At 36.2% G+C, this 26,779-nt stretch carries 34 protein-coding genes and 2 pseudogenes; 7 read left to right on the top strand and 29 right to left on the bottom strand.

The genetic code is table 11. The annotated features are described in order from the left end of the window. From Q3A88_RS19685 to Q3A88_RS19670, 4 genes and pseudogenes are all read right to left on the bottom strand, one after another. Positions 1-813 (bottom strand): annotated as a pseudogene (locus tag Q3A88_RS19685) (shufflon system plasmid conjugative transfer pilus tip adhesin PilV); the annotation flags it as partial. A gap of 137 nt (positions 814-950) precedes the next feature. Continuing rightward, complete coding sequence (locus Q3A88_RS19680; RefSeq protein WP_317178491.1) at positions 951-1,505, bottom strand: type 4 pilus major pilin; 555 nt, start codon at positions 1,503-1,505, stop codon at positions 951-953. A gap of 78 nt (positions 1,506-1,583) precedes the next feature. Continuing rightward, the gene (locus Q3A88_RS19675; RefSeq protein ID WP_317178490.1) at positions 1,584-1,820 is read right to left on the bottom strand and encodes a hypothetical protein; all 237 of its coding nucleotides are present in this window, start codon (positions 1,818-1,820) and stop codon (positions 1,584-1,586) included. A gap of 722 nt (positions 1,821-2,542) precedes the next feature. Next, positions 2,543-4,135: a tail fiber protein gene (locus tag Q3A88_RS19670; RefSeq protein ID WP_317178489.1), complete on the bottom strand. Its 1,593-nt coding sequence runs from the start codon at positions 4,133-4,135 to the stop codon at positions 2,543-2,545. A gap of 407 nt (positions 4,136-4,542) precedes the next feature. Here Q3A88_RS19670 and Q3A88_RS19665 point away from each other — a divergent pair, with 407 nt between their 5' ends. Further along, positions 4,543-4,944 carry an H-NS family nucleoid-associated regulatory protein gene (locus Q3A88_RS19665; protein ID WP_317178488.1) on the top strand — a complete coding sequence of 134 codons (402 nt, stop codon included), beginning with the start codon at positions 4,543-4,545 and terminating at the stop codon, positions 4,942-4,944. A gap of 56 nt (positions 4,945-5,000) precedes the next feature. Here the strand turns inward: Q3A88_RS19665 and Q3A88_RS19660 are convergent, their stop codons facing one another. The 3 genes from Q3A88_RS19660 to Q3A88_RS19650 form a co-directional block, all read right to left on the bottom strand. Continuing rightward, positions 5,001-5,369, bottom strand: coding sequence for a hypothetical protein (locus Q3A88_RS19660; protein WP_317178487.1), 369 nt, complete (start codon positions 5,367-5,369; stop codon positions 5,001-5,003). 154 nt (positions 5,370-5,523) lie between these two features. Beyond that, positions 5,524-5,808 carry a conjugal transfer protein TraD gene (locus tag Q3A88_RS19655; RefSeq protein ID WP_317178486.1) on the bottom strand — a complete coding sequence of 95 codons (285 nt, stop codon included), beginning with the start codon at positions 5,806-5,808 and terminating at the stop codon, positions 5,524-5,526. After that, on the bottom strand, positions 5,805-6,059 hold the full coding sequence (locus tag Q3A88_RS19650; protein WP_039275709.1) for a hypothetical protein: 255 nt from the start codon (positions 6,057-6,059) through the stop codon (positions 5,805-5,807). Before Q3A88_RS19650 ends, Q3A88_RS19655 begins: the two co-directional genes overlap by 4 nt. Before the next feature lie 247 nt (positions 6,060-6,306). Between Q3A88_RS19650 and Q3A88_RS19645 the strand changes: the two genes are divergently transcribed. Beyond that, positions 6,307-7,440 (top strand): hypothetical protein, encoded by a 1,134-nt coding sequence (locus tag Q3A88_RS19645; protein ID WP_180775637.1) that lies wholly within the window; start codon positions 6,307-6,309, stop codon positions 7,438-7,440. On the opposite strand, the gene Q3A88_RS19640 is transcribed toward Q3A88_RS19645, so the two are convergent. Continuing rightward, complete coding sequence (locus tag Q3A88_RS19640) at positions 7,437-7,745, bottom strand: hypothetical protein (protein ID WP_180775638.1); 309 nt, start codon at positions 7,743-7,745, stop codon at positions 7,437-7,439. The two genes, Q3A88_RS19645 and Q3A88_RS19640, sit on opposite strands and share 4 nt — an antisense overlap. Before the next feature lie 58 nt (positions 7,746-7,803). Beyond that, positions 7,804-8,556 (bottom strand): hypothetical protein, encoded by a 753-nt coding sequence (locus tag Q3A88_RS19635; protein ID WP_180775639.1) that lies wholly within the window; start codon positions 8,554-8,556, stop codon positions 7,804-7,806. Between the two features lie 645 nt (positions 8,557-9,201). Between Q3A88_RS19635 and mobQ the strand changes: the two genes are divergently transcribed. Together mobQ and Q3A88_RS19625 are read left to right on the top strand one after the other, a co-directional pair. Further along, positions 9,202-10,629: a MobQ family relaxase gene (gene mobQ / locus Q3A88_RS19630; protein ID WP_317178485.1), complete on the top strand. Its 1,428-nt coding sequence runs from the start codon at positions 9,202-9,204 to the stop codon at positions 10,627-10,629. Between the two features lie 83 nt (positions 10,630-10,712). Next, positions 10,713-11,711 carry a HindIII family type II restriction endonuclease gene (locus Q3A88_RS19625; protein WP_317178484.1) on the top strand — a complete coding sequence of 333 codons (999 nt, stop codon included), beginning with the start codon at positions 10,713-10,715 and terminating at the stop codon, positions 11,709-11,711. A gap of 19 nt (positions 11,712-11,730) precedes the next feature. Here Q3A88_RS19625 and Q3A88_RS19620 read toward each other — a convergent pair whose 3' ends face one another. The 3 genes from Q3A88_RS19620 to Q3A88_RS19610 form a co-directional block, all read right to left on the bottom strand. Continuing rightward, positions 11,731-12,615, bottom strand: coding sequence for a site-specific DNA-methyltransferase (locus tag Q3A88_RS19620; RefSeq protein WP_317178483.1), 885 nt, complete (start codon positions 12,613-12,615; stop codon positions 11,731-11,733). A gap of 443 nt (positions 12,616-13,058) precedes the next feature. After that, positions 13,059-13,352, bottom strand: a complete 294-nt coding sequence (locus Q3A88_RS19615) for a hypothetical protein (protein ID WP_317178482.1) — start codon at positions 13,350-13,352, stop codon at positions 13,059-13,061. A 10-nt stretch (positions 13,353-13,362) separates the two neighbouring features. Beyond that, the gene (locus tag Q3A88_RS19610; RefSeq protein WP_317178481.1) at positions 13,363-13,917 is read right to left on the bottom strand and encodes a membrane lipoprotein lipid attachment site-containing protein; all 555 of its coding nucleotides are present in this window, start codon (positions 13,915-13,917) and stop codon (positions 13,363-13,365) included. A gap of 633 nt (positions 13,918-14,550) precedes the next feature. Between Q3A88_RS19610 and Q3A88_RS19605 the strand changes: the two genes are divergently transcribed. Then, entirely contained in the window at positions 14,551-14,928 is a 378-nt protein-coding gene (locus Q3A88_RS19605; protein WP_317178480.1) for a hypothetical protein, read from the top strand. Positions 14,929-14,971: 43 nt separating this feature from the next. On the opposite strand, the gene Q3A88_RS19600 is transcribed toward Q3A88_RS19605, so the two are convergent. The 6 genes from Q3A88_RS19600 to Q3A88_RS19575 all read right to left on the bottom strand — a co-directional run bounded on the left by Q3A88_RS19600 (position 14,972) and on the right by Q3A88_RS19575 (position 20,225). Continuing rightward, positions 14,972-16,138 carry a reverse transcriptase family protein gene (locus tag Q3A88_RS19600; RefSeq protein WP_317178479.1) on the bottom strand — a complete coding sequence of 389 codons (1,167 nt, stop codon included), beginning with the start codon at positions 16,136-16,138 and terminating at the stop codon, positions 14,972-14,974. A 162-nt stretch (positions 16,139-16,300) separates the two neighbouring features. Next, entirely contained in the window at positions 16,301-17,560 is a 1,260-nt protein-coding gene (locus Q3A88_RS19595; protein WP_317178478.1) for a hypothetical protein, read from the bottom strand. Positions 17,561-17,817: 257 nt separating this feature from the next. Continuing rightward, positions 17,818-18,543 carry a hypothetical protein gene (locus Q3A88_RS19590; protein WP_317178477.1) on the bottom strand — a complete coding sequence of 242 codons (726 nt, stop codon included), beginning with the start codon at positions 18,541-18,543 and terminating at the stop codon, positions 17,818-17,820. A gap of 167 nt (positions 18,544-18,710) precedes the next feature. Further along, complete coding sequence (locus Q3A88_RS19585; protein ID WP_317178476.1) at positions 18,711-18,911, bottom strand: hypothetical protein; 201 nt, start codon at positions 18,909-18,911, stop codon at positions 18,711-18,713. A gap of 89 nt (positions 18,912-19,000) precedes the next feature. After that, positions 19,001-19,765 (bottom strand): hypothetical protein, encoded by a 765-nt coding sequence (locus Q3A88_RS19580; protein WP_317178494.1) that lies wholly within the window; start codon positions 19,763-19,765, stop codon positions 19,001-19,003. A 301-nt stretch (positions 19,766-20,066) separates the two neighbouring features. Further along, on the bottom strand, positions 20,067-20,225 hold the full coding sequence (locus Q3A88_RS19575; RefSeq protein ID WP_317178475.1) for a hypothetical protein: 159 nt from the start codon (positions 20,223-20,225) through the stop codon (positions 20,067-20,069). A gap of 775 nt (positions 20,226-21,000) precedes the next feature. Between Q3A88_RS19575 and Q3A88_RS19570 the strand changes: the two genes are divergently transcribed. Both Q3A88_RS19570 and Q3A88_RS19565 read left to right on the top strand, forming a co-directional pair. Further along, entirely contained in the window at positions 21,001-21,663 is a 663-nt protein-coding gene (locus Q3A88_RS19570; RefSeq protein WP_317178474.1) for a hypothetical protein, read from the top strand. A gap of 101 nt (positions 21,664-21,764) precedes the next feature. Then, positions 21,765-22,244, top strand: coding sequence for a DUF4756 family protein (locus Q3A88_RS19565; RefSeq protein WP_317178473.1), 480 nt, complete (start codon positions 21,765-21,767; stop codon positions 22,242-22,244). 6 nt (positions 22,245-22,250) lie between these two features. Here Q3A88_RS19565 and Q3A88_RS19560 read toward each other — a convergent pair whose 3' ends face one another. The 11 genes and pseudogenes from Q3A88_RS19560 to Q3A88_RS19510 form a co-directional block, all read right to left on the bottom strand. Next, positions 22,251-22,952, bottom strand: coding sequence for a winged helix-turn-helix domain-containing protein (locus tag Q3A88_RS19560; RefSeq protein ID WP_317178472.1), 702 nt, complete (start codon positions 22,950-22,952; stop codon positions 22,251-22,253). Between the two features lies 1 nt (position 22,953). After that, entirely contained in the window at positions 22,954-23,346 is a 393-nt protein-coding gene (locus Q3A88_RS19555) for an amino acid-binding protein (RefSeq protein ID WP_317178471.1), read from the bottom strand. A gap of 4 nt (positions 23,347-23,350) precedes the next feature. After that, positions 23,351-23,662: pseudogene (locus Q3A88_RS19550) on the bottom strand (antibiotic biosynthesis monooxygenase family protein). A gap of 118 nt (positions 23,663-23,780) precedes the next feature. Beyond that, entirely contained in the window at positions 23,781-24,023 is a 243-nt protein-coding gene (locus tag Q3A88_RS19545) for a DNA-binding protein (RefSeq protein ID WP_317178493.1), read from the bottom strand. A gap of 67 nt (positions 24,024-24,090) precedes the next feature. Beyond that, complete coding sequence (locus Q3A88_RS19540; RefSeq protein WP_004713598.1) at positions 24,091-24,441, bottom strand: hypothetical protein; 351 nt, start codon at positions 24,439-24,441, stop codon at positions 24,091-24,093. 39 nt (positions 24,442-24,480) lie between these two features. Further along, positions 24,481-24,717, bottom strand: coding sequence for a hypothetical protein (locus Q3A88_RS19535; protein ID WP_032816201.1), 237 nt, complete (start codon positions 24,715-24,717; stop codon positions 24,481-24,483). 80 nt (positions 24,718-24,797) lie between these two features. Beyond that, the gene (locus Q3A88_RS19530) at positions 24,798-25,094 is read right to left on the bottom strand and encodes a hypothetical protein (RefSeq protein WP_032816176.1); all 297 of its coding nucleotides are present in this window, start codon (positions 25,092-25,094) and stop codon (positions 24,798-24,800) included. Positions 25,095-25,172: 78 nt separating this feature from the next. Further along, positions 25,173-25,487 carry a hypothetical protein gene (locus tag Q3A88_RS19525; RefSeq protein ID WP_004713594.1) on the bottom strand — a complete coding sequence of 105 codons (315 nt, stop codon included), beginning with the start codon at positions 25,485-25,487 and terminating at the stop codon, positions 25,173-25,175. A gap of 32 nt (positions 25,488-25,519) precedes the next feature. After that, the gene (locus tag Q3A88_RS19520) at positions 25,520-25,738 is read right to left on the bottom strand and encodes a helix-turn-helix transcriptional regulator (RefSeq protein WP_005969708.1); all 219 of its coding nucleotides are present in this window, start codon (positions 25,736-25,738) and stop codon (positions 25,520-25,522) included. A gap of 147 nt (positions 25,739-25,885) precedes the next feature. Beyond that, complete coding sequence (locus Q3A88_RS19515) at positions 25,886-26,674, bottom strand: DUF6387 family protein (RefSeq protein ID WP_317178470.1); 789 nt, start codon at positions 26,672-26,674, stop codon at positions 25,886-25,888. Between the two features lies 1 nt (position 26,675). Then, on the bottom strand, positions 26,676-26,779 hold a 104-nt coding region (locus Q3A88_RS19510; RefSeq protein ID WP_317178492.1), incomplete at its 5' end, for a hypothetical protein.

Raw genomic sequence — 26,779 nt, 5'->3', positions numbered from 1 at the left:
GAAGGTGGAAAAACCAATAACATTTAAATCCTCAGACACATTGACGTTCTTGGCAAAACGCCCATAGGTGCCATTAAATGAGGTCGCATTCACGTCACCCGATGCGGTAATGTCTTTGGCGTTGTTGATACTCTGGCCGCCCATATTCAGATCACCCGTCATAGGGAGTGTCCCATCACGGCGCAGGTAAACCGAATACATAGAACTGTCATATCCAACGCGGTAGGCCAGCAATCCTGCAGCATTTATCCCACTGTAGCTATTTTGGTTCTCAGCCCATTGACCAGCGGTTCCCGATGCCACCGTTGCGGATTGCGTCATACCACTATCAATGCCAGCCGCTTGCATAGCACGGCCTAATAAGTCATAGCGAACACGGTTCCCTTCTGACCACGGCAACGTGGTGATAACCAGTCCGTTAATAACGTAATTAGGTGAACCCCCATCGCGCTTTAACATGATTTTATAAGATGATTTCTGCGCATTGATTCCGGTATAGCTAACAGGCAACAGCCCTTCATTTACCAGCGTCTGATAAGTGATTTCACAACCATTAGCCGTACAGGTTCTTGGTCCCGGATCGCTGCTCTGGCTGCTGCTTGAAGTTAATGTTGAAAGCTTGTCATAACGGATACTGATATAACGATTAACCGCCTCACCCATCTGTTTCATTTGAGCACCAACGGTATTCGCCACTACTTTCTCTTGATCGCTTTTCATGTCCTGAAACTTTATGAATGCCATTGCTGTGCCGATACCTAACACCAATGTTATTTCCAGTAAAGAAAACCCTTTTTGATTTGTTATTTTCATTTTCACCGTCCTTTTTTATTTACATACATGTTAATTAGCAAAAATAAAAAAGCGGTCAAGATATCACGTAATTTTACTTATTGAGTAAATTCAACTCATCATCACAGTGATAGAAAGTAAAATAATGAATAATCACATCAATAACCGAATGTAATAACATTGCTTTCATTAGAACAATATTTAGTGACTTCATCGATATTTTTAACCCCCTGTTTCACAGTACCACTGGTTCCGACTTCATTACCTTCTTCATCATAACCTTCATTATCGCCAACAGATATACTTGAAAACATGGATGCCGTTGCTAACACTATCTTGGCACACTCAACAGAAGGAACATTACCGTATGTAATAGAAAAATTACTCATCCCATAACTAAAATTTACGGGTCCTTTCCATATATTAACCACCTGATAAGAACCTTCGACTCTCATTTGACTTGGTATGATTTTCGCGTCAATTAATGTTCTTGCATTGATGCCTGTATAATTAGGACTGGAGCCATAAATAGCATTTATCCCAGACACGATAGCTGTGATATTTTTTAATTCAATCTCTGCACGCTGTGCTGCCTGAACTTTGGGATAAATCATAAATGCACTGACAACCAACCCAGCAATAGCACCTAAAACTAACATTAGTTCAAGCAGAGAGAAGCCTTTTCTATATTTTCTGTTTTTTAATAACACCATGTTTAACTCCTTTTCATCCGAACGATGAAAAACAGATAAACAATTACATTGAATCAAACAATAGACGCCTGTATATAATTAACGGGTTAACTGACGAACGGCTGATGCGAGAGAAAGAGGTTCTATATTCAGATCTTTCACACACTCTATTCTTCCATCACGATATACTTTTACCAGCTTCCCCTCTGAAATACAGTGGATAGGTATTCCAGCCCTGAATGCCTCGTTGATCGCTTTCTGTGAGGCGTTTTTGGCAATTCGACTTAACACTGCCGTATCCTCAAGCGGATTTTTCTTTGATTTCTTCTTTTTCATGATTCATAACCATTTTCATTGAAATTTTATTGATTGCTAAAAAATACAAAACACTGTCCATATTTTTATTTCACATCGCCTGCCTGTATTTTTATAAAGAACGTACTGATAGCAGTAAGAATAATGCCAGAATCCTTTACTGTTGAATGCCTAAGCCCATCGATAAAAGACTCACTGATAAGATGACAAACCGAGTCATTAAAATGATACTCACCATTTTTATTTATTATATCGTTAATTTCACTTTAAGAATAAAAATCCAACACAGCATTTGGCTTAAACTCTCATATCTTATTTAATAAGGTATGAATAAACCGACTGATGACCCAACCATCTTAATTTTCTATTCGTGTAAAGAATGACTTTTTAAACGAAATGATATGTAAATTATTCGATCTGTTTTTTCTTATTGAATAATACATATCTACTCCTTTTTATAAATCATCGCACCTCATTTAAAATAGTTATACTCTTATCGGAGATCACGGTGGTAGAAACCCCAACCATCCGCCAGAGTGTCTATGATATTGCCTGTTTCGGATTTGTATTTATAATACAATTAATAGCTTATTAATTTCAAATTTAATCCATGTTGAAATTTATTATTGATAATTACTTCAATAAATTTTTAATATAATAAAGAATGTGTTCAACACATTGACACACGAAAAATTTATTATATGGATTATATTTCAACTCATCTTTTATTAAGAATATACATCTCACTCTGATTTGATGATATAAATGAATGATATGTTTTTAGGTCGGGTTTCGTCAGCAGACCTTGTAGTATAACTACTATCAAATTGAACCTGTTTTCCCCAATCATCATTACCACCATTTTTATAATTTGTATTCCAGTTTCCAGTTGTTTTAAATGAACCATTAAAGTATCCACGATAACGGTTAGCAACAGGAAAAGAGCCTGTTATTTTCTGTAGAGCATCATCTTGATAACTACCTAAATCTCTACCAACATCTAATCCACGGCCTTGATCGTCTCCTCTAATAAATAAACCTCTCAGGTCAGGTAACTTACCGGAAGGATAAACTAACGCTAATTTAGGATAGGTATTTTTATTAAAGGATTGTCCATTAGCGACTAACCAACCCGATGGTATTGTTGTTGAAGGCCACGGTTGAGGAATACCAATAGGAATACCATCACTGGCAGGAGAAGCCCACTTGCCGTTAACACAAGAAAGTATGTTGCCATTTAAATCGCTACTAATCAGACCGATTTCATTGCACACCTGACCTGAGACATTAACGCTAACTGATTTTAGATAGTTTCCTGAGACAATTTTATTGGATGAAATATTGCCAGAGGCTGTAATATTACCGCTACTATTACTATCACCGGTTACAAAAAAATCCCCTTTATTATCCTGACGCCCCCACACTTGAAGACGCTGCTCATTTGATAAGCCTCCAGATCTCCATAATGTTAAAGGCTTTGCTGAACCTAATCTGAACTCATAGTCATTAGCATCCCCACCACCAATATAGAATATCTCGCCACCACCATTATGGCCTATCAACTGCTTTCCTGATATTATATTCCCACCGGATGATATATCACCACCAAAATCGCCTGAAGCAGTTGCTGTGATGTTTTTAGCATTACCTATGTTTTTACCTCCCATATTTAAGTCTCCTGTCATAGGTAATGTTCCATCACGGCGGAGATAAACAGTATACATCGTACTATCAAAACCAGTGCGGTAAGCTAATAGACCCTCAGCCGTAATATTACGGAAGTCAGAGGCTTTTTCAGACCATTGAGCCTCATAGCCAGAAGCAACAGTTGCACTCTTAGTCATACCGCTATCGATGCCAGCAGATAACATCGCCTTTCCTAATAGGTCATAACGCATTTTTGATCCCTCAGACCAAGGAAGCGTTGTAGTAATTAATCCATTAATGACATAGTTAGGACTGATACCATCACGTTTTAATATTATCTTATAGGCAGACTTCTGTGCATTCAGCCCCGTAAAACTGGAAGGTAATAATCCTTCATTAATTAATGTCATGTATGTGATTTCACATACACTACCACTACACATCCTTGGACCCGGATCTGATCCATTCTCGGCAGCATTCGATAACGTTGAAAGCTTATCGTAACGAATATTGATATACCCATTCACGGCTTCACCCATCTGCTTCATTTGCTGACCAACAGCAGAAGCCAGAACATTCTCTTGTTCTGTTTTCATATCCTGAAATTTAATAAAACCTACCGTAGCACCTACGCCAACAACTAATACAAGTTCTAATAGTGAGAACCCTTTTTGAAATTGTTTATTCATTTCCATTGTCCTTTTTTATTTTTCACCTACTATTCAATTAGCAAGTTAAAGAAATAAATCAATACAACCGTGAATCAATTTCTTACAAATTAACATCTCTTTATTATGAATAATAAAAGATATTAGAATGCAGTACCTTAATTGAAGAACTACAGACGAACAAAAAGAGAGTAACACTGTGCGAACCCCATAAAATATTTATATTAAAATAGCTTGATATGATTAATTATCGCAATTACTCAGGTAATATTTTATAATATTATTTTTTCAGATGGTAAAATTTTAGTGCTCATAAATATTTTTTAATCTGTACTTACTTATCTGTAATGATATACAATACTGCATTTATATAGTAAGTCCTAATAACATCCATCCAAGATTCTTTATCACCATCAGGATAATAAGTTATGAGTGAAGCTCTCAAAGTATTAAATAACATTCGTACCCTACGTGCTCAGGCGCGTGAAACCGATCTGGCAACATTGGAAGAAATGCTGGAAAAACTCACTGTGATTGTAGAAGATCGCCGTGAAGAAGAAGCCAGCGCACAGCAACAAAACGCAGAGCGTCAGGCCAAAATTGAAGCCCTTCGTGCCAAACTGTTGGAAGATGGTATCGATCCGGCTGAACTGCTTGGTTCTGTTTCTGCCACCAAGTCAACAAAATCTAAACGTGCTCCTCGTCCAGCCAAATATAAATATGTCGATGAAAACGGCAGTGAAAAATTATGGACAGGTCAGGGTCGTACACCAAAAGCTATCGCCGCTGCGCTTGAAAATGGTAAGACTTTGGAAGATTTTGAGATCTGATAGATTTCTTTAAACAAAACCGTTAGTATAATTCAAAGCTAACGGTTTTCAATTTCTTATTTGTTTTTATTTTCAGCCATATCTCGACTAAGATTTTTTTTCAGCTCATACATCTTTTCCTTTCTCTTACTACGAGTATAAGCGGAATATAATAACTTTACTTCAATATGTGATAGTATTTTATCTGAAGAACTTTCATAAACTGTTAAATCACGTTTTCTTCCCTCATTAAAGAAAATCTTATCCTCTTCAGTGCTATTAAATGATAAATCATGATCAAAATTTAAAATATTACATATTTCTGAACACAACCATAATTCACATGCTGCATAACCAAATCGTTTTAAATACCATTTATTGTTATCTCTTAGGAAATCACAAACCATTTTAAAATAAACATCTTCAGCCAAATTATCATCTGACATATTGATTCCTTTTATTTTTCAAATAGAGTAATCAGATTTTACTCTCAATAAAGAGAAAATCAACTATCGCGCCCTCTGGGGCTTGCTCAACAGTTCACCGGCCTAAAAACAAGTTTTAGGTCGGCTCACCGTTCGGACGTGAAAAAAGGAAAATTTACTGTTTGGATTTATTTAAAACACTTTCGATATAAGTTTGGCCTTGTATTCTGTAAGCGTCAATATCACTTTCATGAAGATTCGGGATATCAAGCAGAATCCCAAAGACCAATTCCTTATCTACATAACCAATATCACATCCTAAGACTTTGGCAACCTCTGCACCGAAAATAATTTTCTGCCGTGTATTTTCTTTTTTCGTTTGCTGTTTCTTTTTAGCTTCTAAGAAGTATAGACGTTCTTGTGCTGAAGCAATTTGTTGTTTGATTGTTTTTGTTGTCATATGTCATTCCCCCAATATTTTCTATTTTTATCATAAGGAATATTCGCATAGTCATCATTATTCAGTTTTTTCTTGATTGATTTTATCTTCAATTTAAATTGCTGTTTAACCTGATGCTCTCTGAATTTCTCCCTTATCTGATTCACTCGTTTTTCTGCTTCTAAATAGGCTTGTTCTGTATCGGTATAAACACCTTCATCAAGCAGTTTTTTCGCTTCCCAATCAATGGCTTCATCGTTATTTTTATACATTACACCTCCTTGTATTTGTTGTATATTCTCCTTTACCATATTTTGAATAATTATCAATACAACATTGTGAATTTATTTAATAAAACAGGAAATCATAAGATTGATATAAGCTCATTTAACTCACCGAGCGAGATGTTATTATTCTTTCTCACGATTAACTCAGGTTAACTTGACTATAAAACTCAAGTGTTAGTTTAAATAGTTTAATGTATAATATAAAAAATCAAGCCTACATGGACCACCATAAATGAAGAACCTCTTCAAAAATAAAAAATCATTCTCATTATACATGATAGTTAATATAATTATTTCTTTCTTTATTATTTGTGTTTTTTCAATTCTCATGAGAGATGCCCAAGTACCCTCTGAATTCAAAAACAAAAAAGACAGATCGTCTTTTTTTGAAAACAAATACCTTACCCATCGAATGATATATTCAGATTTAAAAAATGGAATAGTCGATGAGAAATTAGCTACTCTTGCTTACGGTGCAGTTAATAACTTTTTTAATGATGTTATTTCAATCTGTGATCCAAGTAAAAATATAGAAAACAACCTCACGTGTGCCAATAAAATATTAGGCCAACATTTTTACTATAAAGCAGCTAATACTGCGGCTAAAGCATACGCAAATCATTATTCTGATTGTGATCTGAATGCTTACCTTCTTCTCGATGCGTTAAAACTTCTTCATAAGAAAATAGACATTGTTTTCGCACCACGACATGCATTTTTATCATTCGTCAGAGGAGAGGATGGTGGGAGATTCTATTGGGAAACAACAAAGAATTCAAATAGCGGAGAGTTGGCAGATTTAGCACAGCCATTATATGTAAAAACCATCCATCGATTCTATTACACACCTTATAATGAAAATTACATGGCTGATTTCTATCCTGTTTTATCATTATCCGATATAAAAGAAGATAAATGGAATGATGCATTTAACTCTATTAGTAATATTATGTATGACAATCCTTTTTATCTTGATCATTTTTATCTCCAAAAACTGAAGAAAAATGATATAGATGACGCTGATATTCAATCGTTATATAATATTATTCAAACAGACATATCAGCAATAGAAAAAAGAATCATCTTAGCTTCTATAGCATTAAAACGTAATAATAACACGTTGGCTGGTGATGTTATCAATCAAATAGATATTAACTTGTGCAACACTTCCTGTGTTGAAGTAAAATCCAAGATATCAAAACTCTACCTATTAGATTATCACATCATGAAAATATTTAATAAGTTTGATATAAAAACCAATGAGCATAGCATTCAAGATTTACTTTTCTATTTAGCAGTCCAATGGATTGCTTCGTTATTATGGCGTTTTAAAAATAAAATATACTTATTTACAAGACAATATTAATTAAAGCTGATGGATATCTCAAAGGCAATCCACCATGTAATACATAAATAAATAATTGAAATTGGATGGTTTATTTTTAAATTAACCATCCAGTGTTTTTCTACAAAAACTAAGAGCAGTGACATAATAAACATCAAAAATCCCGATGTCGCAGGTAATGCGGCTTTAGCGTATACATGGTGTGCTGTAGCTGCTGACACCCAATATGTATTTTCATGCAAAAAATGCATGTATGAACAAAAAATAGCAGATAGGTATATTAAAAACACAAAAAACATAAAGCATTTATTCTTGAAAAAACCCATTGTTAACTCCTTATTTTTATACATTACACATGGCAACATTAATTGTTGCCATATTCAATTATCGCCTATTTGACTCGAATAGCCCCCACGAAATCTTATCATGTTTAGTCAGGAGGTTTTCCTTTTCTAAGTAAGCCTTCAATATATCGAATCCATACTCACCATCAGAGCGGGAATAAAAATCCCACCTCGGATGTTTAACTCTTAACTTGAAATATTCAGGTTTGACTAAATTTCCATCAAAAAAATAACGAATGATATCAAATGTGTCACGGCCTTTAAGATCAAGAACGTCTCCATTTTCATCATATAATGCATTGATATCTTTAAGCTCTTTAAGTTTTAATAGCTCTCTCAAATAAACGAAAGGTACATTATGAGATAAGCGAAAAAGATCACTCTCTGTAAACATAACACCCTCTTTAAGCATTTTTATGACTATCGGATTAGACATTAAATTGTAAGTCAAAAAATGCAAATTGCTTGAAAAATCATTCACCGAAAATGCCACATTTTTTCTATAATCAAAGAAGTTGATTCCATACCAGACAGGGGCTAGAAAGCTATTCCCACACACATAATCAAACGTTGTCTTTGAGAACCTTCTTTCAAATTTATCGATAACATCATCCCTGCTGAGTTTCATGTATTTCCTTTGAGGTGATATTTTTATGCTTGGAGAAATCTTTTTCATTTCCTTAATAAAATCATCTTGTCTCAAGACAAGGTTAAAGTCATTGTTGGTATAGTGTCTAAAGCTTACAACTGTACCATCTTTAAGGCGTGCTGCTGTTGTTATCAAGCCTCCCATTATGAATCCTCTCTTGTTAATTAATAATTGTTATATATTAATTACTAAAATTATTATTCCTTGTCAAAAAAAACACAAAACAAAAACCCAAAATGGCAAGGTAAAATAAAAATCAACAACACCACACGATAGTAATCACTAACTATTTTATCTAATACTCTCCGCGTTACTTATTTTTGTTTATTAGTGCTTTTCATTTCACATATTGAATTTTAATCCTGATTTTCATAGTTAACCTGTTAATTGTGCAACAGGGAAAACTACCGATAAAATCACCTATTTTATTGTTTTAGCACTTTCCCGCCTTACGGCGGGATAAATTAACACTTCCCTTGTCCTTCGGACGCCATCTAAACCCCATTTATGTAATATCGCGGAATACTTCGCCCTTTCATCCAGATTGCGCCGCTTAATTCGGCGTTTTGTTTTACAGACATTCATATATTTCGTATTAATTAATGAGAGGGGCTTTTACATTGTCTCTATTTTTAATAAGACAATGCCCACTTATACACTCACTTCGTGAGCGTGTGGGGTCTACCGACGGTTGCCTGCCGCAGGCTAAAAGAAAGGTCAACGTCAACACAAAAGTTTTCCTTGCGAAAAACTAACAGCAACAGAGTTATATTTGAGGGTATTTGTTATATGGCAATTTTTCATCTGGAGTTTAAAATCGTGAAACGCTCGGAGGGCATGTCTTCCTGTAGGAAGGCTGCCTACCATGCGCGTTGCAAAATAACAGATGATCGCACAGGCAATACCTACGATTTCAGCCACAGATCAGATTTATTCTATCATCAGATATTAGCGCCAGCTTCCGCACCCACCCATATTATTGAAAGCTCTACCACCCTATGGAATGAAGTAGAAAAGGTTGAGCGTCAGAAAGACGGTCAAACAGCCCGTTATTTTGATGTTGCTATTCCCTGTGAGCTTAACAATGAAGACAAGATAAAATTGCTCGTTGAATACTGCCAGAAAAATTTCGTTGATAAAGGAATGATTGCCGATATTGCTTTTCATGATCTCAATGGTGGAAATCCCCATGCTCATGTGATGTTGACATTAAAACCCATCACTACTGAAGGTTTTGGTAAAAAAGACCGAAGCTGGAATGATAAGAGTAATGTGATCAAATGGCGTGAGTCATGGTCAGTGATTACCAATCGCTATCTGGCTGCCGCTGGCAGCAATGAACGTATTGACCACCGTTCAATTGAAATCCAGCATGATGAAGCGCTTGAGAATGCCACTATCACATTGGACACTGAAGAAAAAGCACTATGGATTGCTAAAGCAGCATTAACAAGCCGCTCGGCTATGCAGCGTATCCCGCGTGCTAAATGGAACAGTCAAACAGCGCAAAAACAACGTGCTGCTGAACAGGCTGTTCGTGATGAAATGAAACAGGAAGCTGTAGCCACATATGGTGTCTTTAAAGATTTGGATCTGCAGATCGTTGTTGACCTCAGGAGTTTCACGGTGTCTGAACTACCTGAACCAGTAGAAATTATCTTGACTGAAATACAACCTCGAACAGAGTTCTCTGAAACGGGTTCGCAGTCGGCATCATCAGAAGATCAAAAACCTGTTCTGGTTACTCCTGCACCTCATACACGCACTAAACTGAAAACCTCTCCCTCTCCAACTGTCAGAGCGGTTAAACGCGCTCCTGTTAAAAGTAAGAGGAAGCAGGTTAAACCTCGTCAGACGGGTTTGTTCAAGCGTTTCACCTTGTTGGTAGTTGAATATATAAAAGAGAAATTCGTCTGGGCTAAGAAGAAGCCAGCTCCGGCTTCCGTTGATGCTGACCACGATAAACGCATTGCCGATAACTACGTGTTTGATGAGGTACAAGGCATCTATGTGTCACGCGTTGAGTATGAAAAACGAGCCAGATTTAACAGTGACACTTATAGTCCAACTCCTGATGAGATCAGGCGTTTCCCAAGTCTTATGCAAAAAGAGCAACCGGAGGTGGCGCAACTCATTGATCTCACTCCATTCATACAACCAAAGCATGTGGGGGACAGTCACCCAGTATTGAAGCCACCAAGCTATCGCAAGGTTTAATTGCTCATGTACTTTTTACATTAAAAGAATTACACTCCTAATTTGTACGTTTTATTATTTAACATGATAAGGACATAATAACAATGCTAGATATTGAAATTTGGTTTGAAAAACAATTCACAAGCATTAATACCAGATATCATAGTTATGAAAGCATTCATAATTTCATTCAAAATGAGCATCAAAATTGGAATACCCCCCCTAATACAGATTTAATAGTTAAGAAGTTTTCTTTTTTTTTAAGAAAATTAACACTGCAAGAGTTTTCTTTTATGCTATGTCATTCAGGATATATTCCGGAATTATACAAAGCAGATTCCAGCCAAGAAACTCTATATTCTAAACTGGTCGAAGTCATGGTTTGCGAGTGGGCATTGAGAATAAATTTTCGTTCATCTACATTACCAACTCAAAAATCAAGTAAAGAAGACATTACTATTTCAGATGGTGAAAACATCATTGTTGCGGATGCTAAATCATACAGGCTTGGAAGAAGTCAGGCTGCGCCAAATGTAAAAGATGCTTTAAAGAAAGGTGATATAACCAAATGGCTATCACATTATAATAATTACAATCGAATTGGGGGACTGGTTGCCTTTCCTTCGCAACATGACTGGAAAAACGGCAGTGACTTCTATTTATACCTTACTGATAAAAAATCACCTATAATTATGCTATTCTATGAGCACATGGCTTTTATGCTTTTAAATAATATGAACAAAGAACATCTTTTGAGCTTTTACAGAAATCATGAGAACATTTTTCCAAACGAAGAATTAAATAAAACAGGATCACGACAAATATATTTTGATAAATTGGAAAAGCATTTACTCAACTGCGGGAAGCGACAGTGGTCAGATTTTTCAAAAGTAGCAGAATTCATTATAACTGAGAAAGTAACATTAACTTTACAATCTCTGCAAAACCATTTAATAGAAGAAAAAAACAAAGCTGTTTCATGGACCGAATCACTCAGCATTGATGAAATTAAATGTCAACTAGCTGATGTTAAGTATCAGCTAGAAAACCAAAATTTCATAAGGCAGATCGATAATATACGAAAATTCAGAAAATTTAGCTAGTCATTAAAATATCAATAGCCTATTCATGTTTATTTAATCTTTCATTCATGATCGAAAAAATACCCATATCTTTTTCGATCATAATGAAATCTCTACCTATATTTCGTGCAGCGATAGCTGTTGAACCACTTCCAGCGAAAGGATCAAGAACGACTTGTCCGGGAATAGTTACTAAAGAAATCAATGTTTCTAATAGTTTGACTGGCTTCTGTGCATCATGAAAGCCCCCCTCTCTAGGAGACATTCCTATTTCCAGAACATTATTAAAATGCCCCATATATTCTTCAAAAAGCGATTGATTATACGCACCTAAACCGTGCTCAAGAACATTATCCGCAATAGTATGTTTATATGGCTTAAAGCACCATATTATAGGTTCAAATATGGGTCTTAGATTGCCAATACGCCATCCATCCCATTTAATCGATTCTGATACCATACTCCTTCGTTCGTAAACAATACTTAACCTTTGCGCTCTATGAGTTGCTTTTGGTTTTATCCATGAAAGCATATCACGAAAATTGAAACCTGCATCTTCTAAAGCAACTATACACCTTGGAGCAAAACGCCTTCCCGCAAAAATAAAAGCGGAACCTCCGGGTTTTAAAACCCTTAACCATTCAGATGCCCATGATTGACACCATTCATAATACTCTTGAGGAATCCTTTTATCAGCATCCGACCACCCGTTTATGGGCTTCCCTCGTCTTTTGAAGACAGACCCAGCTTGCTTCTGTGCAGGGCTGTTTCCAAGGTAGGCAGTATTAGTATTTTTGTGCAAAACATCCCATTCATCTGCACCTATTCCATATGGAATATCGCTTAAAATAAGATCCACACTATTATCAGGGATTTTTTTAATTTCTAATATTGAATCTGCGTTTATTATTTTTTCTTGATTCATATGAAGCACCTTCATTAAATATAATTATTATTTATATTGTATCACATACAAAAACAAAAATTCAAATTAATCTATATTTTTTTATTCAAAATGCTAAAAACAATCTTACTAAAACCTTTCTAGTTTTTAGATGACAAAATCATGACTGGTAGCACCACCATCAGGATTAGGATAATTACCTCCGAAAAAATCAAAGGTAATGGTGTGATAGATGAAATGTATTTCCATTACAAAAATAAAATCATAATTTGATATATCCCACAGAAATGAAACAGATTAACATCGGGAAAAAGAAAAGGAATTTTATTAAAATCGAGACATTTTATTTAGATATTCTAATAACAAGAGCATTATTTTTTACGTGGTTAAAATTAGTAAATATATTATTTACAGAAGATAAAAGGCCACTCCGTATAATTCAGGAATAGCCTATTATACTCGTTTCAAACCGTAATCAAGTATTGCATTCTTCGTCTAAAAACAACATTTTCAGAGAAAATAGCCTTACCAGCCACAAACCCAACTACTGCAATTATCAGCAAACTGATAGTAGCCCCAGCCATGCCTTTAGACAGGCCAATCAGAACTGATAGGCCAAAGGAAAGAAGGATAACAACAAATGCATACCACTGCGAATAGGCTTCATACAGAACAGTCGCCATACAGCTTGTGCATACCTGAACACCATGCTGGCTTTCCTTTAAGCAGAAAGGACACTGGATTTTATTTTGCTCCATGTTCGCGCCCTTAGTTAGCTTTCCAGCCGTTATTGGTCTTCACCAGAACAATTTTGGCTTCTTCTGATTCAGCCATTCCTTTAACGCCAGAGAAAGCATTTTTATCAACCCAGCCCGGAACGCCATCCAGTTTCCACGTATAGGTCACTTGCGTAATTTTAGCGCCATTACCATCACTCGGTTCAGTCCAGCTTGTGATCTCAGCAACGATGCGATGACCGACACAGGCACCATTCTCACGGTCCCAAAACTCAACTTCTTGGCCTTTATCTGTTACTTCCAGAACATCAACACTACTAAAGCCATTTGCCTGTTGTGAAACAGTGAGCAGCCCTTGTTCAACAAGTCCTTTAAGGATTTCATCGCTGGCACTGTATCCGGCAGAACGGTAGCCGCGATTAACCTTAATCGGAAAACCTTTGTTGAATACAACGTCATTGTCCTGCAGTGAGTAGCACACCTTCGATTTTGAAATTTTCGCGTTGATAGCCTTTTCAAAGTCGCCTTTCTCACCACATCCCGTCAAAGTGAGGGCAGCAGAAGCAACGAGTAAAATCTTCTTCATCTTTCTATCCATCCTGATAATCATAAAAGCTGATGTGTTTTGATGCCTTTCGAGTTGCCTGAAGACGTTACAGCTTGCTCTTACAGGACGACCACAGCAAAGCCACCTGATTAACCAATTGATAGGATTCAATTATTTTTTAAGGTCGTCATATCGTTTGTAACGATCAAAAACAAAATAATGATAGATTTAAACTATCATACTTTTATATTCGATCGATTAAATCAATTAAAATGCCGATCGATAAAGCATTATTAATCGATATTACCTATCAATATTAACTTATCGATCTGCTATATCGATCATTTTATTGCTAGAAGAATCGTTACTGGATAAAGTGAGAGGAAGAGCCACAGAGCTGTTTACGAGTGGGTTCAAGGAGATGGAGCTACTGGCCGTAAGACAAACGCCTAAAGCTGTTTTATGGCATCTGCGCTGCTTCTATTAATGCAACATCAGGGAAAACAACCATAAGGGGTGCCGTTAGCTGATTAGATAAAAAGACTTATAGGCTTCTGAAAAGCGGCTTTCTTCGCCAGTCATTAACACAAATTTATATAGCCAGATTCGATATACCTCTGGCCCCAGCTTCTTTACGCCTGTTTTTACGTTTACTGTTTATATGGAGTTAACATGAAAAAACTGTTTATTGCTGCTCTGCTGATCTTACCTCTTACCGCTTGCACCACCTACGGCAACAAATCTCTGAAAGATGAATCCCAGCAGACTGTAAAAACCAAAATCGTTAAAGGGAAAACTACCCAGCAAGATGTTATTAACGCATTCGGAGAACCACAAACACGAGCTACCAATGATGGTAAGGAAATGTGGTCCTACTCCAGTATGTCAGGCGAGAGTCAGATATCGAACTACATCCCCGGTCTGGCCCTACTGAAGAACAGCAACACGGCTCACATGAACTCCCTTGAAATCTGGTTCAAAGGGAATGTTGTTGACCGATATAATTTCAGTCAGACGGCGAGCAAGGTTTCGCGTGGGTTGTTGGATTAAATACTATAATTTGACAAAAAATTAAAAAAAACTTGGATTCATCTTAGCAAGGCGAATCCGAGTTAATATATAGCCGTGCTACACATTTCAACTTATATATTAGTGGTTTACTCCATTCAGGATCTATAAAGTTTGCATAAGTCAACTTCCCATTAATAAAGTTCAGGAAACCGTATACAGAATCGAATCCTCGTGCTTTGCAATGCTTTTCCAAACCAATGGACTCATTAGAAATATAATATAGATGAGTTAAAATTTCTTTCTTATACTCTTTTGTCAATCTTGGTCTATCAGTATCAACCAACAAACCTAATACTATTTTACGAGCACCGGGAGGAATTATTTTCGTCTTAGTTCTATTAGGCCATAGGTTATTCTCCCTCATGATTGAATAAACATTTTTTATATAGCCATTACATAAATCACGATCAAAAACATCAGCGGATGAAAATACAATGTCATCAGCATATCGCGTGTAAGTTAAGTTATTTACATCAGCAAAATCAGATAATAACTCATCTAATTTAATTGAGCATATATTAGAAAGCAAAGGACTAGTTGGTGCACCTTGTGGTAAATGACCAATTTCAATAGTTTTATAAGGTAAATCGGTATTTAGCAACCAATTAATTCTATTTTTTTTAACAGGATTATGATGTGGTTTCACTCTAGTGCAGACTCTAGCTAATTCAAAAGAAACTAACGGCTCATAACCCATTTTAAGAAAAGCATTATAAACCGTGGGTTCCAATATAGATTCAAAGTAATTAGACACATCCAATTTAATCATCCATTTTTTATTACAATGTGGATATGCAGCTTTTAAAATTCCGCCATTACTATGAAAAGCAAAACTGTTTTCATGTGCAGGAATTAATTTCAATATATTATTATGAATCCAGCGTTGAACCTTAAAAAGCTCTGAATTTGGAACTGAAATAAACCGCACTCGTTCATCTGAAAATCCTACTCCAGACTTTTTTAATTTAAATACTTTGTATGCATCATCATTATACTTTCTTTCTACTATATGCCTTAACGTAGAGTATTTAACTCCACAAAGATGAGAAAGATGATTAAGTGTAAATATTGGAGGAAGACCCGCATATTTTAACTGTTTAGCAATTTCTGTAGCACTATCAATAATATTTTTTGGAATGCCTCTTGCGCGGCCTTCTGTTTTGAAAAGTTGAGAGTTCCAAGAGTTCATCTACATTAGATTCCATTCGCGGCAGCGAATGCACAACTCGTAATCGTGAGGCATACGTAAACGAGTAGAATGAGTTGTGAATTCCCTGTAAGCGCCAGTTCAACCTGAGGGTTAGCAATTAGCTGCCCTATCAGCCTCCAAAAGTATTGGAGGAGCCTAGATTCAAGCTCTCGGAGCTCTCAGAGATTTAGGATAGTATAAATCCTCATGCATTTCAAGGTGGGATGTTTTTTTATTTTCGTTTATTAGTTTATTTAATTCTATGTATCCTTTCTTTGTGATAGAACGAGTATAGCGGAGTACATAACCAGCATTCCAAGCTTCCTTAAACCATTCGGCAATAAGATGACCTGAAGCTTTTGTTAAAGAAAAAATATCACGATCATATCTGTATCCTTTATGCAATATAATAAGTATCAGTATTGCGCAACGAGTTCGATACCAACAGTTCATTTTTTTAATGACCCGTTGCATATCGGGAAAACCTAATCGTTCATATATATCTTTCTCTAGCATATACATAGTGTCGTCGATTTTATTGTAATTATAAGCTTCAGGAAACAGAGATCTCCAAGGCGAACGATGCTGACTATTATCTTTTCGAAGGATGGCAGGTATATTATTAGGTTTTGAGTGTTCAAAACTTATAAGCACACCGGAGTCTTCATATCCAAGAGGCCATTTATCAAAAGAACCATATTTCTCACATAGAGAAATAATTCTACTTCTTTCGAAATCAGGAAAGCTATCCCATATGGTAGGACATTCACTCATATATTTGTGTATTTGGGGTTTAAAAGGGTGCTTAGAAATAAGTTTTTCAGCCCTTTTAGTGCATGCAAAACATACAATATGTAGTCTAATATATTTTAAAGAAAACCAGCTTTTTATTGTTTCAATCATCCATAAGGATTGAATCATATCTATAATTCTTTGTCCTGAACCTATCAAGTCAGTGACAATAACTAAATTTTTAATTTTTTCTCTACGTATTGTATCTATATTTGGTTGTAAAAAATATTTTTTCCTAAACTTAAGAGAATCACTTTTTTTCGAAATTAAATTAGCCAGAACCCCCTCACTTCCAATATTTTGTTTATCATATCTTTTTGATTGAACTACTTGAATAGCTGCCCCATATGCTCTTCGTGTATATCTTCGATTTTTTAAATTTCTAACTTTTCCTACTTTGTACATTCTCTGCACGTTTCCTTTATATTTCTTTAATTCTCTTTCAACGTAAAATGCATATTTCTCTGTATTTGTAAAATCACCTTTTAAAAGAAGTGATAATGAAATTATCATATCTTTAACTTCAAAGAACTGACATTTTTCTAATAGCTCACCTGCTATTTCATGTTCATTGCTATCATGACTAAATTGTGAAAGCCATAGTTTTTTTTCATGGTATAAATTATACATACATCTCCATAGCCATTTAGTAGCGAGTAATTAAAAAACAATAATATATTGAAACTTCCTAATGCAATGTTATTATCGCCTTCATACTTAACAGTATCATTTTCGGATGGCTCCACATAGTACCCTCTCAAATCTAAGTTATAACTTATGGTTTTTATGATAATACTACTCCCTTATTTTATCAATTAGCTGACAAACCGTCTAAATATAGTTTATTGATGTCGTCAACGATATGTAAATCAAATGCTAGCTTTATACTACTCAATTTTCATATTTATCTCCCAAAATACTATACAATCCATTTTTCCATACAACACAACAGCGACCTTAAGCCTATCAACAGCCTGAGATAACGCCTCATAGAGATCGCCCTCAAGCTCATGCTCGAACTCACCATTCCTGAACATTACCACATAGCCATCGGTCAGATCTCGGATGTGCGCAAGGTTTATCGGCTCTATAGCTATTCTGATGTCTGTACCTTTATATTCCGCTACTGGATAGCCCATATCGGTGTGAAGCACGATACCGCCAGAGGCTTCCAGTTCGGATAAGAAGATATCTTCTGTTATGACTTCACGCAGATCCTGTAGGCCAAGAGCATTCATCAATGCGGGTTCATCTGAGGTATTGGCTTTCACCCTGCTGCAGTAATAGTAATCATCCAGAACACTAACGGGCGTGTTGGGATGCTGCCTGTTGTAGGTTTTGGTTTCTGACATCAGCCAGCTTATTGTTTCTTCGCTGACTTGACTGAGTTCAGAAATCAATCTCCCATAAATATTTACCATTCGTTCCTTATCACAATCATTTGCAGATTCAGACAGGAAGAAAGAATCGTAACCTTTGACATAGATGCTATTACCGTTTTCAAAAGTAAGTTTTATTCCTTGTTCGTTCTCTTCAACATCTTTAACAACACAAGTCATAAATGGTATTTTCTCATTAGTATTAAATAGAGTGATGATTTTAATATTATTCATTATTTGATTTTCCTTTTTGTTATGAGTAATAAATACTATATTCCGCACAGGAAAATCAAATTTAGCTTTTACTTAATAATTTCTTTACTCTTTCTACCTTTCATGAAAATAAATCATCCGACGGTTCTATAGCCATAATATCGAGTATAGTTCAAGTAAGTATCAGATCATCTATGGCACTCTGGGAGTTCACCTGTACTACCACTACGCAGAAAATTGCTAACCTCTTTGCCTGTCAAGTGCTCTCTGCTTTTCTGATAATCAGTATAAGAGCTGATGGCTTGCTCTTTAAGTCGCTGAGCTACTGTGGATTTGGAAATTTCTTTTTCCTTCTTGTTCATAGAACTATGATTGTTGCTATTTGTCATTATACGTTCTCCTGTTCACCCACATGGGTATTTTCATGTTTCTCGCTGATACACTCATTGAGCATTATCTTCGTAAAAGAATCTTCTCCCTAAATATTATCCCAATCCAATGGTTCTTCTGGCGGTGAAAGAGTTGCTTCTTCAGTAGCGGTACACCAAACCATTTTTGTACCAGCCATTTTTCCTTGGGATTTTTTAGCCTGTAATCTTGCGATTAACGCATCTATATCTTCTTGGCTACTTACATCTTCTATGACTGACTCAATTGACTTATTTTTTCCTTTAACATTATTATTACTACCACCATTGCTGACCACGCTTTCGGGTTGTTCTTCCATTGCTTCTTTCTTTTTTATAATCTCTGAAACAAAGCGAGCACGATCACCATTGAAAACAATAGCAGGGTTTATGAAATACCAGTTTTTCTCATTGGTTTTAGCAATAATACTTTTTTCGATGAGTTCTTTTATCCCTCTGTAAAAGATTGATTCAGACAAGACGAAATGATCTATCTTTTCCGCAAGCGACATCGCTTTTTTACAACTCAGGTAAAAGTGATCTTTTCCTATCGCATCCTGATAAATACGTAAAAAGATAAAAAACACTTTGTACGCTGTTTTCGTGAGATCAAAGTATGCTTTTATCTGAGATGTATAAAGTTTAATAAATTCTTCTTTATCGACCTCTTGCGTATGTACGATATTGGCGAAGTAGCTTTTACTGGTATCTTTTCTTTCAATAAGTTCCGTTCCTCGTGAAACAGTCAGATTTTTCTTTCTCGTCTCAATCTTTAGCTCAGTCTCAAAACAAAAAGGATTTAATCCTAAATCCAAGTCAACATCTATTTCATTCATCATGTTATTCCCTCTTATTATTTTATTTATAATAAATTAAATACCATGCACAAAAAAGATATCAAGTTTTTTGCATATTTTTTTGCGAAAATATTTTAAAAATCGCAACTATTCCAGCGACGATAATCTAAAGCACTGTCGTTTTTAAGCTATAAAATGACATAGAAACTGACTGCAAAGTCAGGAAATCTCACCGTACAGTCAGGAATACTGACTATAGAGTCAGAAACACTGACCGTACAGTCAGTCGCATACTTTCATCCCAAGCCTTATACCGCAAGGGCTACAGGCCGATTTTTCCTTAATTTAATTTTGCAAGAAGTAAGAGATAATACTTAAGAGGATTAAAAGAAACCGGGCGATTTTTATGATCGCCATGAGGGGTTTCAACATTAAAAATCATTAGCTGCTTATGAATGAAATTTATATTTTTATTGTGAAGCTTTTCTTTCTGTTTCATTAAAATCCTTTTTTTGAGAATCACTGCCCTCTATGAGCTAACGCTCATGTGCTATCGAAAACGATGAACCTGTTTTCATGAGCACGGCTACGCCCTAACTCTGACATTAATATAATTTATCTTGAAATGGTATTTTTAATATTTGATAGTAAAGACGAAAAAGATCTGTTTTAGATCGTTTTACCATCAAATTATAAATTTGATCCTATGTTCGAACATAGCATTACCACGATAACATATAGCATTTGCTCTTAAACGTATAGTAAAACTATATTTAAAGAAGCAGCACTTAGTGATTGTCCAAAACAATCACATTGCTGAAACAGGGTTCATCCCTGTTAATGATGGATTTATCCATAAAGAATTGCGGCGATAGCCGCTCATAAAATAAAGGAAAAACACATTGCAGAATTTCTAAATACCAGCAGCGTTTCGTGATTGTATAAAACAATCACTTGCTGGTCATAACATAGAGTAAAAACAAGACAGAAATTAGATGGTGCATTTTAGTCGGCACAATTCACGTTAAGGTTATTAAACATATTACAGCATTAAAGAGTCGTAAGTCATTATATTTAAAAGAGATTTTACGATAAAAGTTTCCTGTACGGCAACTAAAGTTTCTTCTGTGGAAACTTTTCACTAATCTAACATATCCAGAAAAGTGAACGCAATTTCGCAAAAGTGTATTATTTTTCCTTTTTTCACATTTTTTTTGACAAGATTACACTCTGCATTGTATATAAAGAACATTATAATAATAAAAGGAATGGTTATGAGCATTGATTACAACAAAATAATGAACTCAAGCAGTGAAGAAGTAGAAAACTATATCAATAGAAATCACTTCACAGATAAACAAAAGCTAGAGATTTACAGTTTTTATAACAGAAATAAAAAAGACAAAATAACTGTTAATGTAAGGAAAGAGCATAGTTCTGATATACAACCGGGAATAGCCTATGCTCACGCTTTTTTAGATAATCTGGAAAAGCTCGGAAAGAATATGTCTGGCGCAGAATACACAATAATGATCCGATTATGTAAGCTCATGCAGCATGGTAATCTTATAGCCAGTATATCTCAATCAGCCCTCGCTGAAGAACTGAACATGAGTAAATCAAATGTATGCAAATGCTGGAAAAAACTTATCAATAAAGGCATCCTTATCCTAGATGGTAAACACACATTAATAAATGCAAATCTCTTTCTGAAAGGCCAATACAGAACGCTTAATGGAACACGCAAGGAATATGTAAAAAAATCGCTCAGAACTACCAGTGAAGGCGTAGAGAACATTTTTTCTACCGTATATAAAGAGTCCATATTTGTAAATAATAAGGATAAAGAAGAAACAACAAAGGGAGATGAAACACCATTACTTTCTGCACCTGATGATGATATAGATTGGGACTCAGTTTCAGGAGATAATATATAATCTATTCATCCGTACATTATATTATTTTCACCTCTCTATATTTGACACTTTCACTCTATCCTTTAATATATATTATGACGTATATAATTAAAGGTGATATTATGAGAAAAACAAAACTAGATAACAGCGATTTATTAACCTATTTCGAGACTATAGAAAAACTAAAACAACAACCATCAATGGATGAATATCTGGAAGGCTATCGTAAAGTGCGTGAAGAATATCCTTTTGGAACACAAGTAGATAAATACAGGTCTGCTTATAATGAGCTATGCAGACTGGATAAGAAGAGACAATCACTGATAGATAATTTTGTCATTGAACTCAATCCTATAAGCAGCTCAACGGCAAGAACAGCCGCCAAATCATCCGGTAATCTTGATATCATGCATGAGCGCATGATCTACCAGAGAGCTATTTCAGAAAAAACAGACGCTGAGATTATTGCTCTGGTAATAAAACAGCGAACAGAAGCAGCACTTGAGTTTCAACGTTCTGTTGAGCAGAGTCTTGAACAGCTTTCCAGTATTTCATCAGATTTTATAACGTCAGATAAAAAATACCGAAAAATGTCTTTTTAGATTTTACTACGTATACAGCCCGAATAATTTTTTAAATGCCAGCTTACCACTGGTGGTAATAGTTACTTCTCTGAACCCCGGTATTCTGGTTAACCACCCTTTTTGCTCACAATGCGCAAAAAAGGCCGCACCAGCCTCACCACCAAGATGAAATCGCCGTTCACTCCAGTCAAGACAGCCACAGCACGTTTTACGTCGTGTTTTTGGCTTGGGCATAATACCTAACTCCCGAAACTGTTCTTGTCCTGATGGCGTCATTGACGCGCCATCTGACGTAACCCAACCTTCAGCAACCATAAAATCATAGATATGAACCGCGATCTCACCTGCTAAATGGTCATAACACGTCCGGGCAGCCCGTAATGAGGAAGGTGTGCTGATTTTAGCTGATGATGTTGAGCGCCATGATACGCCCATCAGATTTTCAATCAGCCCGGCAATATCTGTTCCAGTCAGACGGTAATAACGATGACGCCCCTGCGAAAGGCAGGTAATCAGCCCCTCACTGACCAGCCGGGATAAATGCGCACTGGCAGTTGATGCCGCGATATCAGCGACCGCACTTAACTCTGTCGCTGTCCATGCACGCCCATCCATCAAGGCGCAGAGCATTTTTATGCGGGACGGATCAGACATGGCAGCAGCTAAGGCCGCCATTGAATGTTCCAGAGCATCACCGCTATCTGTTGAATTAGCGTGTTTTAACATGTTACTCAGGCACGACAGCCCATTTCTCCGTTGCTTTACTGGCAAGCCTATCATTATCAGTCACAAGGATCAGCTGGTTTGCATGGTCGCTATATTGGCACAGGATATTAACCCCCTTCTCAGCCAGCATTGCCGCTATCTCTCCCAGCTCACCGGGGCGCTCTTGCTTAAGTTTTCGGATCAGTGGCCTGCGTACGCTTTCAACCTGAAATCCTGCGTTTTCCAGCACGGCTTTGGCAGCATCCCCCTTCTCAACAAGAAAATGCGCATGTGCTTTGTCTGCAACAGTAAATACGCCACCACCCTCAAGGCCAATACCGTTTTGACCTAATACTGTCCCCAGTGCCGCCAGTTCTCCCAGCGCATTATTTAAAACAACATGGATGTCATACATCGGCCTAACCTCTGGTTTCTGATGAATAGTCTCTGAGCACAGGGGCAATACGGATGCGATAAAAAGAGAAGATAGATTGACGTCCTTCTGCCTGAGCCGCTTTATGCAAAACATTTTGTTTCCATAGCAATACGGCGTCTTCATCCCGCCACCAAGACAATGACAGTATCTTTCCCGCTGCTGTCAGACTCTGGAAACGCTAGATAGAAATAAAACCATCAATATCGGCTAATAGCGGTTTCAATTCAGCAGCAAGCTGGAGATAACGCTCTTGTTGTGTGGGAATAACATCTGCTTCAAAAAGCACTGCGATCACATTCCTACCCTCTATGTATTAGACACGGGTATGACTGTACCGTTTTCAGTGCTGAACACTTCGATGGAGGGCGAAATATGGATGTCATCAGCAATAGCACCTGTGGCAATGTCTGGTATCAGTGATAAAGGTCTTCAAGTGATACACGATCACGCCTCATTTTCTCAAGTAACTTCTGTAATCTCTTACCCCTCAATTTCTGGGCTTTCTTCTCACCTATCTCGTGATAATATTCTTCTCTACGTTCAGCCACTAATTGCCGAAATTTCTTTAACAACTGTTCCAGCGTTTTTAAATCAGTTGTAGCCGCTTCAGCTTGGATTTTTCTATACATATACATTACGTAGAATTCATCAATCATATTATAACCCTTGGTTTTATCATTCATGTATTTCCCTCTTTCGAGGGAATAATCATAATATTTAAGATCAAACAACTGTCATTTTCAGCTTCCAATAAACAGGATCTTCATTTCCATCCTGATTTATATTTCTTGAAACAAGTTCAATGATATGATCAAGATGCCAATGTAATATTTCATCCTTTAAATCATTTTTATTTATACCAGCTACATTATTTTTAATAGAGTATTTCATTACCTCACGAGTTATCACTACATCATAAATAACTTCTGAAAGTTTACCCCAACTCATAATATAGATTGCTGTTTCAGGATCACTTTCATAAATATTATATATCTCATCACAAAACCCTTGTAAAATGTTAGCAATAAGATGGTTTTTTGTTTTATCATAACTATTCAATACAATCTCTTTCATTTTCTCATCCTCACTTTTCAGTTAATAGTCAGTAAAAAATTAGTTGTTATAACCGATATTGATGACGACACAGTCATACTCCAGCCCCAAATCATCTACTAGCTCGTTATTAATAAATCGATTTAACTCATCAAGTATATTCTTATCATCCATGATTTCTTCTACTGAATATCCAGTAATGGCAACAAATATTTCAAAACGCTCTTGAATAGTATTCATTACTTCTGGAGTTCCATCACACAACACGCTTACAACTACAGATATTTTATTTGTCATAGAACTTTGTTCGTTGTTGTTTACCATTTATATTTTCCTCTTATACTTTTGGTTAGCCCCTTTCGGTGAAATATTTGTTTTTACTTTCTAAAGTTGTCCGAATACCCAACTAACATAGCAGCGACTTTTTCAAAGTTTACTTGATTAATATCACCGCTGTTTCCTTCTTGGGCAATGAACCTTTCAAAGTTGTTCTGAATATGATTAATCACATGGATAATAAATGGACTCATAAAATCCGGGTCATCCAAATAATCATTGGCGTCACCATCACCATTAACTTCCATAAACATATTCCAGCTTGCGGAAAACGATCTGCATGCAAGGTCATAGAACAGTTCGGTTGATTTATTAACACATACCTTCTCTTTAGACATATTTATATCCTCATAGTTAAATGCTTATTTAATTCATTGTATTTTTATTAGCCTCTTTCGGGGCCGAATACGCTGTTGTTAACTCATGCCAAAAAGCAATGCCTTTATATGGACACTTTTCATCTCCAATATAACTTTATCCATATCAACATAAATCAGTCTTTCTCTTTTACCAGCTTCTTCCATATGCCCATCAAAACGCTTAGCCAGATAATCTTTAACATGTGAAAGATACGATTCCGTTCTATTATTATCTAACATAATAGATGCGACTAACTCATGATCTCCTTGCTCTTTATATATCAGCATTCCAGCCACATAAAGATACTTTGCCATAGCAAAAAATGTTTTTGTGGATAACTCTTTGATACTTTCCATTTCTTGATTATTCATTTTATTTCCTCTTGTTGTTATTAAAATATTTGTTATTCAGATACAGGACGTGAATCAGAAATGATTTTCTCAATCCATGCATCAATCTCACTTTCTATAAAGGCAATAGACCTTAAACCCGTTTTAACCTGCGATGGAAAGCGTCCAGCTTTAATAAGTGTATAGATCCATGTCTTTCCAAATCCCGTTCTCCTTATTACTTCGGGCAACCGAATAAGTTTTGGATGTTTATCTGTTTTGTTTTGAACCATGTTTATCTCCTGTGTTGTTCGATGGAGATAATTCTAGGATTTTGGCTAGTATTAAACTAGGGATGTTCACCAACCGTGAGTTTCGCGGAAATTTTTGGAGGGGTACTCTTTATAGGGACGTTCGCAGGTTGTGAACATCCCTTGTGTTTACTTTTTGTTTTTATCCGAGGATTTATCGTTAAGTGTTATCACGTCAACGATACCCCAATCCTTTAATACATTGTTTTTAATATAAAAATCATTTAAAACTTTGAAGTACTCATCGTTATCAAGATAACTTTTTGCGTAATGATAATCAGTATCTTTGATGTTCTCACTACTTCTGATCCCATTATTACCATGCAGGATGTCAGCTAAAATTGTGAAAGGTATATCCTTACCTTCGTTATAGAGCTGTTCCCATGAGATCAAATCCATCAAAGGGATAACTTTGTAATCAAGTATTCTTTCAAAGGTCTTATAACCAAACCTAAACTTTCGCTTCGGGGGTTTAGCCGTTTTTAGTTGCTTTTGCCATAAAGCAATCAGTACTTTCAGGTGTTCTGCGAGATCGTCACTGCTGGCTTCTTCCAAGTCAATTTCAATCAGCATCTTGTTAGCAGGGTTCATGCCTCCTTGTTTGAGATACTCAGAGATGTAGTCCGAACTCACTGCAACAGGGTCTGTTTGCTCTGAAGTCTCCAGCCGATACATAGCCCGCCCATAGTTGAACAATTGAACTCTGGTCATTGGTTTTACAGCATAGCTATGTGACAGTCTGTGATTGTCTGAAATCCAGTCCGATTGAAGTATCACATCACCACATCGGATTTTGGCATCATGGTATATAGCTTGCATTTGATTATCTTTGCCTGCTGTTTCCCATTGTTGTCTTGTTTTGTAAGCCAACATCCGTCTTTCAAGCTCTGCATAGATCTGTTCTAAATAGCTTTGCATATTACCGCTCCACTTTAGCCAAACCATGTTGATTTCCGGGGAACGGCGAAGCGGCATTCATAAATCGCTTTACCTGTTCCAGTAACTGCCACATATACCGGCACT

This window comes from Pectobacterium sp. HCp5_1, assembly GCF_032905925.1.
In the GTDB taxonomy this organism is placed as follows: domain Bacteria; phylum Pseudomonadota; class Gammaproteobacteria; order Enterobacterales; family Enterobacteriaceae; genus Pectobacterium; species Pectobacterium brasiliense_A.
This window is presented reverse-complemented; position numbering and strand designations above follow the sequence as displayed.